This is a genomic window from Actinoplanes sp. NPDC019969, assembly GCF_055562375.1.
In genome coordinates, this window is record NZ_JBVHFK010000023.1 from 1 (window position 1) to 15,919 (window position 15,919).

A 15,919-nucleotide genomic window follows, 5' to 3' on the forward strand; every position below is an offset into this window, starting at 1 on the left:
CTCGGCAGGTCCACCGACCTGGTCGTCCGGTTGACCGGCGGTGACCCGGACGCGGGCCGGGAGGAGGTCTCCACCGAGGAGATCCGCGACATGGTGGCCGCGCAGCAGGACATCACCGCCGAGCAGCGGACCATCATCAGTGGCGCGTTCGACATCGCCGACCGGATCCTGCGCGAGATCCTGGTGCCGCGCCGCGACGTGCTGATCCTGCCGGCGGACCTGCCGACCGGGGAGGCCCTGGCCCGGCTGGTGAAGGCGGGGCACTCGCGGGCGCCGGTGACCGGGCCGATGGGTCTGGACGATGTGCTCGGGGTGGTGCATCTGCGGGATCTGATCGCCGCGGACGGTCTGGTGCGTGATCACATGTTCACCCCGTTGTTCCTGCCGGAGACGTTGAAGGTGTCGGACGCGATGCGGCAGTTGCGGGTGCAGCGGCAGCAGTTTGCGCTGGTCGTCGACGAGCGGGGTGCGATCGACGGGATCGTGACGATGGAGGACCTGGTCGAGGAGGTCGTGGGGGAGATCTACGACGAGACCGACCGGGACGTGCAGTCGGTGATCCGGGAGGAGGACGGGGCGATGCTGCTGCCGGGCACGTTCCCGATCCACGACCTGCCCGACATCGGCGTCGACATCGAGGAACTGGACGCCGGGGACTACACCACGGTCGCCGGGCTGGTGCTGGCCCGCCTGGGGCACATCCCGACCGTGCCGGGCGAGACCGTCGCCATCGACGGCCACACCGCCGAGGTCGTGGAGATCACCGGCCGGGCGATCACCAAGCTGCGGCTGCGCCCGCTCGCGACCGAGCCGTCCGAGGACGACGAGGCCACCGTCTGACCCGCTCCTTTTCTTTCCCCGCGACCGGGCACGGATCACATCGTGCCCGGTCGCGCTTTGCCGCCACCGGCCTTAATCTGCGCCGGTGCTCATGATCATCGCGCTGGCGCTGCTGGCCGCCGTCCTGGCCTTCGCGGTGGCGCGCCCCCGCGGCCTCCCGGAAGCCGTCGCGGCCGTCCCCGCCGCCCTCGCCGCCGTCGCGCTCGGCCTGGTCACCCCCGCCGACGCCATGGCCGAACTGCGCGAACTCGGGCCCACCGTGGCATTCCTCGCCACCATCCTGGTCCTCGCCTACACGGCCGAACGGCACGGCGTCTTCGGCTACATCGGCGCCCTGGTGGCCCGCTCCGGCCGTGGCCGCCCGCGCCGCCTGCTCGGCGCCGTCTTCGGAGCCGCCGCCCTGACCACCGCCGTGCTCAGCCTGGACGCCACCGTCGTCCTGCTCACCCCGGTCGTCTTCGCCGTCGCCGCCCGCGCCGGGGTGGGGCACCGCCCGCACGCCTACGCCTGCAACCACCTGGCCAACTCGGCCTCCCTGCTGCTGCCCGTCTCCAACCTGACCAACCTGCTCGCCTTCACCGCCAGCGGCCTCACCTTCGCCGGATTCGCCGCGCTGATGGCCGCCCCGTGGCTGGCCGTGATCGCCGTCGAATACCTGATCTTCCAGTTCTTCTTCGCCACCGACCTGGCCACCCCCGCCGCCGCCACCCCCGCCGAGCCCGGCCCGCCACCCCGCTACGCCCTCACCGTCCTGGCCGTCACCCTGATCGGATTCGCCGCCCTGCAACCCTTCGGCGTCGAACCCGCGGTGATCGCCGCCGGGGGAGCGCTGGCCCTGGCCGTACCCCTCCTGCTCCGCCGCGAGATCCGCGCCCGCGACCTGCTCGCCGAGGCCAACCCCGCGTTCTGCGCCTTCGTCCTCGCCCTCGGCGTCGTGGTCCTGGCCGTCCGCGCCAACGGCCTCGGCGACCTGATCGACACCGTCGTGCCCCGCCACGCCGACCTGCTGGGCCTGCTCACCGCCGCGTTCGTCGCCGCCGTCCTGGCCAACGTCCTCAACAACCTCCCCGCCACGCTGGTCCTGCTCCCGGCCGTCGCCGACTCACCCGGCCTGCTCCTCGCCGTCCTGATCGGCGTCAACGTCGGACCCAACCTGACGTACGCCGGCTCGCTGGCCACCCTGCTGTGGCGGCGCATCCTGCACGCGCGGGACGCCGCCCCGCGTACCTCCGAGTTCCTGAAGCTCGGCGCCGCGACCGTCCCGTTGTGCCTGGTCGCGGGCGTTACGGCTCTCTGGGCCGGCCTCCACTTCGCCTGATCTTGTGTGGCTGGTGCTCATGGCTGTCTCCCGCCCGTCGAGACAGCCATGAGCACCAGCCGAGGTCTCCGGCTGGTCGTGAGTGCTGCCTCGACCGGCCTGAGGCAGCACTCACGACCAGCCGGACGGTTCCGCTGCCGAACCAGCCGTCGTTCCGGCGGGTTTCGCCGTGGGGGTGGCCGTTGTGGGCGACGGCCGGGGTTGGGGGGCCGTCGTTCTGGCGGGTTTTGGTGGGCGGGTGACCGGGTTGGGTGACGGCTGGGATGGGGGCCGTCGTTCTGGCGGGTTTTGGTGGGCGGGTGACCGGGTTGGGCGACGGCTGGGATGGGGGTGACGGGGCTGCGGGCGTCAACGGAGCGTCAAAACGGTGGGGATCGGTGTTCGAGTTGTGTGAACGGGCTCTCTCGGCGGGCCGGTGGGAGGCGCCGCCGGGGAAGAATCGCGGGTGAGGGTTGGTGGGGCGGTAGGTGGGTGGGGGATGAGCGACGGTGGCGCGCGGGGAACTGCGGATCTATCTGGGCGCGGCGCCGGGAGTCGGTAAGACGTACGCGGTGCTCGAGGAGGCCCGGCGGCGTGCGGAGCGCGGCACCGACGTCGTGGTGGCGCTGGTCGAGACGCACGGGCGCAAGCACACGGCGGCGATGCTGGACGGCCTGGAGGTGGTGCCGCGGCGGGAGGTGAGCCATCGCGGGGTGACGCTGCGCGAGATGGACCTGGCGGCGGTGCTGCGGCGGCGGCCGGAGGTGGCGGTCGTCGACGAGTTCGCGCACAGCAACGCCCCGGGCGCCGGGAACGCGAAGCGGTGGCAGGACGTGCAGGTGCTGCTGGACGCCGGGATCAGTGTGCTGAGCACGGTGAACATCCAGCATCTGGAGTCGCTCAACGACGTCGTCGCGCGGATCACCGGGGTGGAGCAGCGGGAGACCGTGCCGGACGCGATGGTGCGGGTGGCGGAGCAGATCGAGCTGGTCGACATGACGCCGGAGGCGCTGCGGCGGCGGATGGCGCACGGCAACGTGTACCCGCCGGAGAAGGTCGACGCGGCGCTGGGGAACTGGTTCCGGGCCGGGAACCTGACGGCGCTGCGGGAGCTGGCCCTGCTGTGGCTGGCCGACCAGGTGGAGGAGCAGCTCGGGCGGTACCGGGCGGACCAGGGCATCGAGACGACCTGGGAGACCCGGGAACGGGTGGTGGTGGCGCTCAGCGGCGGCGCGGAGGGGGAGACGCTGGTCCGCCGGGCGGCCCGGATCGCGGCCCGTGGCAAGGGCGCCGATCTGCTGGCGGTGCACGTGACCCGGACGGACGGACTGGCCGGCGCCGACACGGCGGTGCTGGCCCGGCAGCGGGTGCTGGTGGAGAGCCTCGGTGGCACGTACCACCAGGTGTCCGGGGCGGACGTGCCGGCGGCGCTGCTGGAGTTCGCCCGCGGGGTCAACGCCACCCAGGTGGTGCTCGGGGTGTCCAGCCGGGGGCGGTTCCAGCAGGTGGTCAGCGCCGGGGTGGGGGTGACCACGGCGGCCCGGGCCGGGACGATCGACGTGCACCTGGTGACCCACGAGCGGGCCGGCAGCGGGCGGCGCGGGGAACGGATCCCGGCGGCCCTGTCGCGAGGGCGGCGGATCGCCGGTCTCCTGACCGCGCTGATCGGGTTCCCGCTGCTCACCGGGGTTCTGCTGGCGCTGCCGGACCCGCCGCTGATCAACGACATCCTGCTGTTCCTGGCGATGGTGGTCGGGGTGGCGCTGATCGGCGGGCTGTGGCCGGCGCTGTTCGCGGCGGTCTCCGGGACGCTGTTGCTGAACTGGTTCTTCGTTCCGCCGTACGGCAGGTTCGCGATCGCGCAGGGGCAGAACCTGCTCGCGCTGGCGATCTTCGTGACGGTGGCGGTGGCGGTGAGCTGGGTGGTGGACACGGCGGCCCGGCGGACCCGGCAGGCGGCGCGGGCGTCGGCCGAGGCGCAGACCCTCGCCGCGGTCGCCGGTGGGGTGCTGCGTGGCGACCGGCCGCTGCTCGCGCTGCTGGACCGGCTGCGGGAGACGTTCGCGCTGGACGCGGTGGCGCTGCTGGCGGGCGGGGTGACGGTCGCCGAGGTGGGCCGGCCGGGGCTGCGCCCGGACGAGGCGGAGGTGACGGTCCGGGCGGGAGAGGAGATCACGGTGCTGCTCGCCGGGCGTACCCTCGAAGCCTCGGATCGCCGGGTGGTGGAGGCCTTCGCCGCGCAGGCCGCCGTCGCGTTGCGGCAGGAGCGCCTGGCCGCCGAGGCGGCGACCGCGAGACCGCTGGCCGAGGCGAACCGGATGCGCACCGCCCTGCTCGCCGCCGTCAGCCACGACCTGCGCACGCCGCTCGCCTCGGCCAAGGCGTCGGTGGCCGGCCTGCGCAGCCCGGACGTGCAGTTCGACGACGAGGACCGGGCGGAGCTGCTGGCCACCGCCGAGGAGTCGCTGGACCGGCTGGACCGGCTGGTCGGCAACCTGCTCGACATGAGCCGGCTGCAGACGGGGGCGCTCGGCGTCACCGCGATCGACGTGGGCGCCGAGGACGTCGTACCGATGGCGCTGGAGGATCTCGGGCCGGAGGCCCGGCAGGTGGTGGTCCGGGTGCCGGACGACCTGCCGCTGCTGCACGCCGACCCGGGCCTGCTGGAACGTGTGCTGGTCAACCTGATCGCGAACGCGCTGCGCTACAGTCCGCCGGGCCGCCCGCCGATGGTGACCGGCAGCCGTCACGGCGCGGTCGTGGAGTTGCGGGTGATCGATCACGGCCCGGGGATCCCGGCGGATCGGTGGGAGGATGTCTTCCTGCCGTTCCAGCGGCTCGGCGACCGTGACAACCACACCGGGGTGGGTCTCGGCCTGGCCCTGTCGCGCGGCCTGACCGAGGCGATGGGCGGCACGCTCACCCCCGACGAGACTCCCGGAGGCGGCCTCACCATGATCGTCGCGCTGCCCGTGGGCGCTGCCGGATGACCCGCGTCCTGGTCGTCGACGACGATCCGCAGATCGTCCGGGCGCTGCGGATCAACCTCAAGGCCCGGGGGTACGAGGTGGACACCGCCCCGGACGGCGCCACCGCCCTGCACGCCGCCGCCCGGCACCATCCCGACCTGGTCGTGCTGGACCTGGGCCTGCCGGACATGGAGGGCGCCGAGGTGATCGCCGGCCTGCGCGGCTGGACCGCGGTGCCGATCATCGTGCTGTCCGGGCGGGCCGGCAGCGCCGACAAGGTGACCGCCCTGGACGCCGGTGCCGATGACTACGTCACCAAGCCGTTCGGGGTGGACGAGCTGCTGGCCCGGATCCGGGCGGTGACCCGCCGGGTCCAGCCGGCCGGCGAGCAGGCGCCGGTGGTGACGATCGGGGCGGTCGAGGTGAACCTGGCGGAGCGGTCGATCAGCGGTGACGTCCGGCTCACCCCGACCGAGTGGCAGCTGCTGGAGCATCTGCTGCGCCATCCCGGGAAGCTGATCACGCAGCGGGAACTGCTGCACGACGTGTGGGGGCCGCAATACCAGACCGAGACGAACTACCTACGGCAGTACATGGCACGTCTGCGCCGCAAGCTGGAGGCGGACCCGGCCCGGCCGCGGCATCTTCTGACCGAGCCGGGAATGGGCTATCGCTTCCGGCCATGATGAGAGGAATGCGGCTGGGAGTGCTCGACGTCGGGTCCAACACGGTCAACCTGGTGATCGCCGAGGCGGACTCCGGGCTGCCGCTGCCGGTGCACACCTGGGAGCGGCGGCCCCGGCTGGCGCACCGGCTGCCGGCCGACGGCACGATCGGCGCCGAGGCGCTGGACCGCATGATCGCCACGGTGGGCGAGGCCGCGGCGGAGGCGCACCGGGCCGGGGTGGACCGGATGTTCGCCTACACCACGGCGGTGGTGCGGGACGCCCCCAACCGCGAGGAGGTCCTCCTCCAGGTGGAGAAGGCGACCGGGGTACGCCTGGGCACGCTCACCGGCATCGAGGACGCCCGCCTGACGTTCCTGGCGGCCCGGCGCTGGCTGGGCTGGCAGGCCGGCCCGATGCTGATGGTCGACATCGGCGGCGGCTGCCTGGAGGTGGCGTTCGGCCGGGACCGGCTGCCCGAGTCGGCGATGTCGCTGCCGCTCGGCGCGGGCCGGCTGACCCGGGAGTTCCTGGACGGCGACCCGCCGTCGGCGCGTGCGGTGAAGCGGCTGCGGCGGCACGTGCGGGACCGGTTCGCCGAGGTCGCCGCCCGTACCTCCTGGGAGGACCCGCGCACCTCGGTGGCCGCGTCGAAGACCTTCCAGCAGCTGGCCCGGCTGACCGGCGCTCCGCCGCTGCGGCTGGGCCCGTTCATCCCGCGCGAGCTGGAGGCCGCCGCGCTGCGGCCGTGGATAACACGGCTGGCCGGGATGTCCTGCGCCAAACGGACCCGGCTGCCCGGCGTGTCCCCGCACCGGTCCCGGCAGATCCTGGCCGGCGCGATCGTCGCGCACGAGGTGATGCGCCGGCTCGGCATCGCCAGCCTGCGGATCTGCCCGTGGGGCCTGCGGGAGGGCATCCTGCTGCGCGAGCTGGAATCGTGGCAGCCGCCGCTGGTCAACGCCGCCTGGGTGCCGTGGAGGTGATGGGCCTCATACTCCGCCCGGTCGCGCCGATGGAGAGGTATCCGGTTCCACGCTCGGCAAGGAGAGTCCACCATGCGGTTGTTCGGTTCCCGGGCGGTCAGCCCCGAGGCGGCGCGCCCCACTCCGCGTGACGTGGAGGCGCTGGAGCAGCTGGTGATGGATCTCGAGGCGGCCACCGACGAGGCCAGCGCCTGGCGGATCACGGTGGAGAGCACGACCAGGTTCTACGGCTTCGGGTACGGCGGGGTCTGGGTCCCGGACGGGTCGGGCCGGTTGCGGCTGCGGTACGAGACCGGGGCGCTGGTGCCCGAGATGCGGGGTGTGTTCGGCGCCGACCCGGAGGACGGTGGCCTGGTGGCGCAGGCGGTCCGGAGCCGGGTGCCGGTCGTCGAGGAGGACCCGGAGAAGCTCACCGGATGCCGTCGCCAGCAACACGCGATCAAGTCGGGCATGGTGGCGGCGATCCTGCTGCCGGTGGTCAAGAACAACATCGTGTGCGCCGTCTTCGAGTACTACTCGACGAGCCTGGTGCACGCCGACGACGCCCGCAAGGAGAAGTTCGCGGCCATCATCCGGATCGCCGACCGGGCCCGGCTCAGCGCGGTCGCCGCGGCCGAGCTGCGCCAGGTGGCCAACGACCGGGAGGCCGTCACCACGGTGGTCAGCCGGGTCGGGGCGGCCTCGGACAGCCAGACCACGATCCGGGCGGCGCTGGACTCGGTGCGTACGGCGTTCGGGTGGGCGTACGGCTCCTACTGGGAGATCGACCCCGAGGTGAACGTGCTCAAGTTCGAGATCGAGTCCGGGTCGGCCGGTGACGAGTTCCGCCGGGTCACCCTGGCCGCCTCGTTCGCCGAGGGCGTCGGTCTCTCCGGCCGCGCCTGGCGGACCCGTGACCTGGTCTTCGTCCGGGATCTGGCGGAGATCACCGACTGTGTGCGGGCGCCCGCGGCGCAGCGGGCCGGGGTCCGTTCCGGCGTCTGCTTCCCGATCCTGAGCGGGGACAAGGTGGTCGGCACGATGGACTTCTTCACCACCGAGTACATCGACCTGTCCGAGTCCCGGGCCGCCGCGCTGCGCAACGTGCAGCAGCTGGTCTCCCAGCGCCTGGACGTGGTCCGCGGCAACGAGCGGGCCAGCTCCAATGCCCGGGATCTGCTCAACACCGTCGACCGGCTGCGCAGCGCGAGTCACGACGCCACCTCGGTGGCCGAGCAGGCGGTGACCCGGGCGTCGGCGATGACCGCCGAGGTGGCGGCGCTGGGGCAGGCGTCCACCGCGATCGGCGACGTCATCAAGATCATTTCCTCGATCGCCGAGCAGACCAACCTGCTCGCCCTCAACGCCACCATCGAGGCGGCCCGGGCCGGCGAGTCCGGCAAGGGCTTCGCGGTGGTCGCCGGCGAGGTCAAGGAGCTGGCCCGGGAGACCGCCGAGGCCACCCAGAAGGTCGCCGAGCAGATCGCCGGGATCCAGGCCAGCGCGGAGACCGTGGCCACCGGCATCCACACCACCAGTGAGACGATCGGCAAGATGGACGCGGTCCAGGCCCGGATGAACGACGTGCTCGCGGAACAGGCGGAGATGGCACGCGCGCTGTCCGGCTGACCCCTTCCGGTCGAACATTCGTCCTAGACTCCCCAGAGTGACGCAGCGCACACCATGATGCGTCTATGTGTCCGGCTGGTCGTCAGGGCTGTCTCCACGGCGTCGAGACAGCCCTGACGACCAGCCGGACGTAACGCCTATGGAGGGGAGCGGAACGTGAGCGGTGTTCGGTTGCTGGTCGGCACCCGCAAGGGGCTGTTCATCCTGACCTCGGACGGCACACGCCGGGACTGGAAGGTGGACGGCCCGCACTTCGCCGGATGGGAGATCTACCATGCCAACGGCTCGGCGGTGGACACCGGCCGGCTGTACGTGTCGCAGTCGAACGGCTGGTTCGGCCAGCTGATCCAGCGGTCCGACGACGGCGGCGCCACCTGGCAGCAGGTCGACCACGACTTCACCTACGCCGGCGAGGTCGGCGACCATCTCTGGTACGACGGGACCCCGCGCCCGTGGGAGTTCAAGCGGATCTGGCACCTGGAACCGTCCCGGACCGAGGCCGACGTGGTCTACGCCGGCGCCGAGGACGCGGCCCTCTACCGGAGCACCGACGGCGGGCAGAAGTGGGAGGAACTGACCGGCCTGCGCACCCACACCTCGGCCCCGCTGTGGCAGCCCGGCGCGGGCGGGATGTGCCTGCACACGATCCTGCTGGACCCGGTGAACCCGGACCGGATCTTCGTGGCGATCTCGGCGGCCGGGGCGTTCCGCACCGACGACGGCGGCGTCACCTGGCAGCCGATCAACCGGGGCCTGCAGAGCGAGGGCATCCCCGACCCGGACGCCGAGGTCGGCCACTGCGTGCACCGGCTGGCCATGCACCCGTCCCGCCCGGACACCCTGTTCATGCAGAAGCACTGGGACGTCATGCGCACCGACGACGCCGGGGCGAACTGGCACGAGATCAGCGGGAACCTGCCGACCGACTTCGGGTTCCCGATCGCGGTGCACGCGCACGAGCCGGAGACGATCTATGTCGTTCCGGTCACCAGCGACCAGCTGCACTACGTGATGGACGGCAGACTGCGGGTCTACCGCAGCCGGAGCGGCGGCAACGAGTGGGAGGCGCTCACCACCGGCCTGCCGCAGGAGCACTGCTACGTCAACGTGCTGCGCGACGCGATGGCGGTGGACACCCTCGAGGAATGCGGCGTCTACTTCGGCACCAGCGCCGGGCAGGTGTACGGCTCCCCCGACAGCGGCGACACCTGGCAGGCCCTGGTCACCGACCTGCCGCCGGTGCTCTCGGTGGAAGTCCAGGTGCTGCCGTGATCCGGGTGGTCCTCCCGCCGCACCTGCGCCATCTCGCGAAGGTGACCGGGGAGGTACGGGTCGAGGTGACCGGGGAGGTGACCCAGCGGCACGTGCTGGACGCTGTCGAGCAGCGGTTCCCGATGCTGCTCGGCACCATGCGCGACCGGAACACCGGCAAGCGCCGCGCCCTGGTCCGGTTCTTCGCGTGCGAGGAGGACCTGTCCAACGAGCCGCCGGACGCCCCGCTGCCGGACCGGGTGGCCAAGGGTGAGGAGCCGTTCCTGGTCGTCGGCGCGATGGCCGGGGGCTGAGACGGCGCCGATCCGCGGCGGCCGGGTGATGCCCGGCCGTCGCGGATCGAGACGACGACGGTCAGAAGCAGGGACCGCACGCGTTGTGGAACGGGAACCCGGCCGGGAACGCCGGGGCGACCAGCGGCCGCAGCGGCACGACCGGCTGGGCCAGCGGCACGATCGGCTGCATGACCGGCGTGGACAGCGTGACCGACTGGACGTCGTCGCAGGTGGACGCGACAGTGGCGCACTGCTCGTCATCGTCGGAGGTGGCCGCCTTGACGTGCTTCTTGGTGGCCTTCGGCTTCTTGTGCGGCTTGACCACCGGCTCCTCGACAGCCGGGCGCACCTGGACGGTGGCCGGCTCGGCGGTCGGCTCCGGCTCCTTCATCGGCGGCTCGGGCTGCGGCTCCGGCTGCGGCTCGGGCTCCTTCATCGAAGGCTCGTCGTCGTCGCAGGTGGCCGCCACCGTGGTGCACTGTTCCCAGGCGCTCGGCTGCGTGACCACGGGCACCGCGACCGAGAGCGCGACCGGCTGCTGGACGACCAGCGCGTACGGCTGAGCCGCCACCCAGGACGGCCGGTAGGCGCAGTCGAAGTCGTCGTGCCAGAGCGACAGCGTCGACGCGTACGAGTTGCAGCCGCCCAGCGAACCGTAGTAACCGAGCACGTGGCCCTGCGGGTACCAGGTGGTGCCGCCCGCCATGGCCGGCCCCGCCCCGAACGCCGCCCCGGCGACCAGGCCGGCGCAAGCCGTGATCAGCCCCCGTGTCACTTTCCTCATCTCGAACCTCTCCGGTGTGTGAGCCGTTTCCCGGATAGCTGAGCACGATGTGCGGTATGGGATCCGGCGTTCGCCGGAACGTCGGCTATTCGGATGGTCTCTGGCCCGTCCGGGCCACGCGGCCGGAATCAGGCGCCATCGGGCGGGGCCTACGATCGCGGTATGGCCAGGCGTTCCGGGGAGGCGACCCGTGAGGAGATCCGTGTCGCGGCGACGCGCCTGTTCCGGGAGCGCGGCTTCGCCCGCACGTCGGTCCGCGACATCGCCGCCCAGGCGGTCACCAACCCGGCGCTGGTGATCCGGCACTTCGGCACCAAGGAGCTGCTGTTCCTGGAGACGATGTCGTTCACGATCGACGACGAGCCGCTGCTGGACGTGCCGCTGGAGCGGCTCGGCGAGCGGTTCGTCGAGGTGCTGCTCGCCGACGACGACATCCGCGGGGTCTATCTGGCGCTGGTCCGGGGCAGCAACGAGGAGCGCATCAAGGCGCGACTGCAGGCGATCCACGAGCAGACCTTCGTGGCGCCGGTGCGCCGCCGGCTGACCGGGCCGGACGCCGACATGCGGGCCCGGATGGCCGCGACGGTGGTCGGCGGCCTGCTGTACGCGCTGTGGGTGGTCGAGGACGAGGGCCTGGCGCAGGCCGCCCGCCCCGAGTTGATCACCCGTTACGGCGCCCTGCTCCAGCAGACCCTGACCCCCGCTTGAGCGTGTCGAGTTCGGGCGCGCATGACGGCCGAACTCCACACGCTGTCGGGTGTGTTGAGTTCGGGCGTCATACACGGCCGAACTCGACACGCGGGAACGGCTACTGCACCGACCAGCCGCCGTCGGACGGGAGCACCACCCCGTTCAGGTTGACGCCGTCGTCGCTGAGCAGGAACGTGATCGACGCGGCCAGGTGCCCGGCCAGTGCCACCCCCGGAATGAGCTGCAGGAACGGGCCGGTCCGCGCACGGCCGAACTCGCTCTGACTCACCGGCGCCATCCCGGTGGCGACCCCACCGGGCGCGACCGCGTTGGTCCGGATGCCGCTCTGCCCGTACATGAAAGCGGTGTTCTTGGTGATGCCGATGACCGCGTGCTTGGAGGCGGTGTAGGCGACCCCGGCCGCGTTGCCGCGCAGCCCGGCCTCGGAGGCGACGTTGACGATCGCGCCGCGGCCGGCCGCCAGCATGGCCGGGACCACCGCGCGGGTGAGCCGGAAGACACCGTCGACGTTGACCGCGAAGACCTTCTCCCAGACCGCGTCGGAGGTCTCGTGGGCCGGGCTGAAGTCGTCGACCACGCCGGCGATGTTGGCCAGGCCGTCGATCCGGTCGCCGGCGGCGGTCACGATCCGGTCGATGTCGGCGGCGCTGGTGATGTCGGCGGCCACCGGCACGAACGCGACGCCCAGTTCGGCCTCGGCCTGCTTGAGCTTGTCGGCGGTGATGTCGACGCCGATCACCCGGCCGCCCTCGCGGACGATCCGGGAGGCGGTGGCCCGGCCGATGCCGGAGGCCGCGCCGGTGACGATGACGGTCTTGCCGGCGAATCGGCCGGCGGTGATCTTCTCCTGCCAGGCGCCGTCCTCGGCGCCCTGCACCGGGGCGACTCCGCCGTTGACGCGCAGGACCAGCTCGTCGATCACGGCCTGCGGCATCTTGCCCTGGCTCAGCTCGACCATCTGCTGCAGCGGCAGGCTGCGGATCGGGGCCAGCATCGAGGGGTCCGCGCCGCCGGCGGCGAGCAGCTCACCGAGGGCGGGCCCGCCCTCCGGGTGGTCCAGCCAGTCGCCGATCGTGCTGTTCGCGGTCAGCGGGTTCGCCATGGGGGTGTCCCTTCGGAACGGGGATGAGCAGCGGAAGTGAACTTAGTTTACTTCCGCCGCCGGACCAACCCCGAGTTTCCGGATAGTCGTCACACGGCGGCGCCCGGCGAACCAGACTCGGGATCATGCAGGTGCTGACCAAGCGGCAGACCAACGTCGTCTTCGTCGCGATCCTGCTCGGGATGCTGCTCGCCGCGCTGGACCAGACCATCGTGTCGACGGCCCTGCCGACGATCGTGGCGGACCTGGGCGGAGCCGGGCACATGTCCTGGGTCGTCACCGCTTATCTGCTGGCCGAGACGGTGGCGACGGTGCTGGCCGGCAAGTTCGGCGACCTCTTCGGCCGCAAGCTGGTCTTCCAGGTCAGCGCGGTGATCTTCGTGGCCGGGTCGGCGCTGTGCGGCGTCGCGCACAACATGGCGATGCTGGTCGGCTCGCGCGCGCTGCAGGGGATCGGCGGCGGCGGCCTGATGGTCACCGCGATGGCGCTGATCGCCGACGTCATCCCGCTCAAGGACCGGGGCCGCTACCAGGGCGCGCTCGGCGCGGTCTTCGGCGTCACCACGGTGGTCGGGCCGACCCTGGGCGGGCTGTTCACCGACCATCTGAGCTGGCGCTGGGCGTTCTACATCAACGTGCCGATCGCGGCCGTGGTGATCGGCATGGCGGCGAAGGCGATCCCGTCGATCCGGTCGTCGTCCCGGCCGGTGATCGACTACGCCGGGATCGGCCTGATCGCGGCGTCCGCCACCGGCATGATCCTGGCGCTGGAGTGGGGTGGCGGCGAGTACGCCTGGACCTCCCCGATGATCATCGGCCTGTTCGCCGGGTCGATCCTCGGGTTCGCCGCGTTCGTGCTGGTCGAGACGCGGGCGGTGGAGCCGATGCTGCCGATGCGGCTGTTCCGCAACTCGGTCTTCACGGTCTGCTCCACGCTCAGCTTCATCGTCGGGTTCGCGATGCTCGGCGCGATGACGTTCCTGCCGACCTACCTGCAGTACGTGGACGGCGTCTCGGCCACCGCCTCCGGGGTGCGCACCCTGCCGATGGTCGCCGGCCTCTTCATCACCTCGATGTTCTCCGGCACCGTGGTCAGCCGGACCGGCCGGTACAAGATGTTCCCGGTGGCCGGCGCCGCGATCCTGGCCGCCGGGCTGTACCTGATGTCCACCATCGGGCCGGGCACCAGCCCCTGGCTGCAGTCGCTGTACATGTTCGTGATCGGCGCCGGGATCGGCCTGTCCATGCAGGTGCTCACGATCGTCGTGCAGAACACCGTGCCGTACGCCGACCTCGGCACCGCGACGTCCGGCGTGACGTTCTTCCGTACCCTCGGCTCGTCCTTCGGCACCGCGATCTTCGGCACCCTCTACAGCAGCCGCATCGAGGACGGCCTGGGCGCCGCGCTGGCCACCTCCGGGGTCCCGGCCGCGGCGGCCGCCGACCCGGCCGCCCTGCACCGGCTGACCGCCGTCCAGGCCGCGCCGATCATCGAGGCGTACGCCGACGCCGTCACCCACGTCTTCCGCTGGGTCGTCCCGGTCGCCGCGCTCGGCTTCCTGATCGCCTGGTTCCTCAAGGAGCTCCCGCTGCGCGACAGCGCCCGGGCCGCCGCCACCGACGTCGGCGAGGGCTTCTCCGCCCCGGTCCCGGACGACCGGCTCACCCGGCTGGAACGGCAGATCAGCGACACCATGCGCCGGTCCGGTCACGACCGGGACGTGCTCGACCGGGTGCTCACCGCGTCCGGCGCCGACCTGGATCCGGCGCAGGCGTGGGCGTTGGGGCAGACCCACCTGCACACCACCGCGCGCGGGCGGGCCGAGCTGCCGGTCATCGCCCGGCACCACCGGATGCCGCCGGAGGTCATCGAACCGGCTTTCACCGCATTGTGCGAAGCCGGGTACGCCGGCCGCGACGGCCAGACCGTGCGCCTCACCGCGGCCGGCGAGGAGCAGTTCGAACGGGTGAAATCGGCCTGGCAGCAGTGGCTCGACGCGCATCTCGACGACATCACCATGTCCGATCCCGCCGACCGTGCCCTGCTCGACCAGGCTCTCGGGAACATCGCCGGCCGGCTGGTGGACGAAGAGCTGTCCGCGCCCGGGGGCGTAACCCGCTAGGGTCCACCAATGGGTTTGCTGGACAGGTTCGGCGGTTCTCCCCGCCGGCGTTTCGCGCAACTCGCCCTCAAGGTGGCCCGCCGCGCCCCCGGCGTGGAGCGTGCCGACTACCGGCCCGACGAGTTCGCCATCGCGATCCACCGGACCGGGGCGGACGGTCCCGCCCACCTCTACCTGTCCAACGTCTACCGGGAGACGGCGGACGCCTCCCCGGCGGAGCGCCGGGCCCGGCTGGAGAAGCTGATCCGGCTGATGACGCCGCTTCCCGAGGACGATTGGGCGACGGTACGGCCCAAACTGCGCCCCGTGCTCCGCCCGGTCACGTTCGGCGTGGCCGGCCCGGCCGGGATGCGCCCGCCGCTGTCCCGGCCCGCCATGCCGTTCCTGCGGGAGCTGGTCGTGATCGACACCCCCGAGGCGATGGCGTACGTGCTGCCGGACCGCGTCGAGGAATGGGGCGTCCCGGCCGAGGAGGTGTTCGCGGTGGCCCGGGACAACCTCGCCGTGATCGCCCGCAACAGCCTGAACCGTCAGTGGCGGGACGGGCCGATGGTCAGCATGCTCGACGACGGCGACGGCTACTTCACCTCGCTGTTGCTGGCGCCCGGCTGGCTGGCCGAGGTGGGGGAGCTGATGGGCGGCCCGGTGCTGGCGTTCGCCCCGGACAACAACACACTGCTGCTGACCCCGGTGCCGGAGCACGGCGGCGAGCGGCTGTACGCGGCGGTGGAGCAGGTGTTCGCCGAGGCGGTGCGCTACCTGTCACCGGTCGGGTACGTGGCCGGCCCGGACGGCCGGGCCGTGCCGTACGCGCCGCCGCCCGGCCACCCCGAGCACGTGGCCACCCGCCGGGCCGCCGCCGTCCTCGCCCTCACCGAGTACTCCAACCAGACCGACTGGCTCGCCGAGCAGTACGCCAAGGCCGGCGTCGACGTGCACGTCGGCAACCTGGCCGCGATCGAGCCACCCGGCGGCGGCCCGGCCGAGACCATCGCGACCTGGACCGAGGGGGTGTGCACGCTGCTGCCCCGGGCCGACTCGATCGCCTTCGCCCGGACCGGCTCCGGCATCGACTTCCGGGTGCCGTGGCACGTCGCCGAGGAGGAGGCCGGCCTGATCGCCGAGCCGCTGCTCGCCCCGGCCCGCTACCGGGTCGAGTCGTGGCCGCCCGCCGGCGTGCTGGCCGAGCTGCGGCGGCGCAGCCTGGACTGATCGTCGTCCACGGATCCCGCGCGGAACGGCGTGGCGCGGGCGGGGGAGACTGCAGGCGAACACCGATCCTGGGGA

The 15,919-nt window shown here is 72.4% G+C and carries 13 protein-coding genes; 11 read left to right on the forward strand and 2 right to left on the reverse strand.

Annotation, left to right across the window (positions count from 1 at the left end; all coding sequences use genetic code 11):
• The 8 genes from ACZ3II_RS41180 to ACZ3II_RS41215 all read left to right on the forward strand — a co-directional run.
• On the forward strand, window positions 1-840 hold an 840-nt coding region (locus ACZ3II_RS41180; protein WP_465525878.1), incomplete at its 5' end, for a hemolysin family protein.
• An 85-nt stretch (window positions 841-925) separates the two neighbouring features.
• Window positions 926-2,158 (forward strand): SLC13 family permease, encoded by a 1,233-nt coding sequence (locus tag ACZ3II_RS41185; protein WP_465525880.1) that lies wholly within the window; start codon window positions 926-928, stop codon window positions 2,156-2,158.
• Window positions 2,159-2,646: 488 nt separating this feature from the next.
• Entirely contained in the window at window positions 2,647-5,127 is a 2,481-nt protein-coding gene (locus tag ACZ3II_RS41190) for a DUF4118 domain-containing protein (protein WP_465525882.1), read from the forward strand.
• Window positions 5,124-5,792, forward strand: a complete 669-nt coding sequence (locus tag ACZ3II_RS41195) for a response regulator (RefSeq protein ID WP_465525884.1) — start codon at window positions 5,124-5,126, stop codon at window positions 5,790-5,792. Before ACZ3II_RS41190 ends, ACZ3II_RS41195 begins: the two co-directional genes overlap by 4 nt.
• Window positions 5,793-5,800: 8 nt before the next feature.
• The gene (locus tag ACZ3II_RS41200; RefSeq protein ID WP_465525886.1) at window positions 5,801-6,757 is read left to right on the forward strand and encodes a Ppx/GppA family phosphatase; all 957 of its coding nucleotides are present in this window, start codon (window positions 5,801-5,803) and stop codon (window positions 6,755-6,757) included.
• Window positions 6,758-6,829: 72 nt separating this feature from the next.
• Window positions 6,830-8,365 carry a methyl-accepting chemotaxis protein gene (locus ACZ3II_RS41205; RefSeq protein WP_465525888.1) on the forward strand — a complete coding sequence of 512 codons (1,536 nt, stop codon included), beginning with the start codon at window positions 6,830-6,832 and terminating at the stop codon, window positions 8,363-8,365.
• 156 nt (window positions 8,366-8,521) lie between these two features.
• Entirely contained in the window at window positions 8,522-9,637 is a 1,116-nt protein-coding gene (locus tag ACZ3II_RS41210; RefSeq protein WP_465525890.1) for a WD40/YVTN/BNR-like repeat-containing protein, read from the forward strand.
• On the forward strand, window positions 9,634-9,930 hold the full coding sequence (locus ACZ3II_RS41215) for a MoaD/ThiS family protein (protein WP_465525892.1): 297 nt from the start codon (window positions 9,634-9,636) through the stop codon (window positions 9,928-9,930). The genes ACZ3II_RS41210 and ACZ3II_RS41215 overlap by 4 nt, the downstream gene beginning before the upstream one ends.
• A 61-nt stretch (window positions 9,931-9,991) precedes the next feature.
• Here the strand turns inward: ACZ3II_RS41215 and ACZ3II_RS41220 are convergent, their stop codons facing one another.
• Window positions 9,992-10,687, reverse strand: coding sequence for a hypothetical protein (locus ACZ3II_RS41220; RefSeq protein WP_465525894.1), 696 nt, complete (start codon window positions 10,685-10,687; stop codon window positions 9,992-9,994).
• A gap of 171 nt (window positions 10,688-10,858) precedes the next feature.
• On the opposite strand from ACZ3II_RS41220, the gene ACZ3II_RS41225 reads away from it, so the two are divergent.
• On the forward strand, window positions 10,859-11,404 hold the full coding sequence (locus tag ACZ3II_RS41225; RefSeq protein WP_465525896.1) for a TetR/AcrR family transcriptional regulator: 546 nt from the start codon (window positions 10,859-10,861) through the stop codon (window positions 11,402-11,404).
• A 100-nt stretch (window positions 11,405-11,504) separates the two neighbouring features.
• Here the strand turns inward: ACZ3II_RS41225 and ACZ3II_RS41230 are convergent, their stop codons facing one another.
• Window positions 11,505-12,509, reverse strand: a complete 1,005-nt coding sequence (locus ACZ3II_RS41230) for an SDR family NAD(P)-dependent oxidoreductase (RefSeq protein ID WP_465525898.1) — start codon at window positions 12,507-12,509, stop codon at window positions 11,505-11,507.
• A 125-nt stretch (window positions 12,510-12,634) separates the two neighbouring features.
• Between ACZ3II_RS41230 and ACZ3II_RS41235 the strand changes: the two genes are divergently transcribed.
• A complete protein-coding gene (locus ACZ3II_RS41235; RefSeq protein ID WP_465525900.1) occupies window positions 12,635-14,632 on the forward strand; it encodes an MDR family MFS transporter in 1,998 nt (665 codons plus the stop codon).
• A gap of 9 nt (window positions 14,633-14,641) precedes the next feature.
• Entirely contained in the window at window positions 14,642-15,844 is a 1,203-nt protein-coding gene (locus ACZ3II_RS41240) for a DUF1444 domain-containing protein (protein WP_465525902.1), read from the forward strand.
• Window positions 15,845-15,919: the final 75 nt, after the last annotated feature.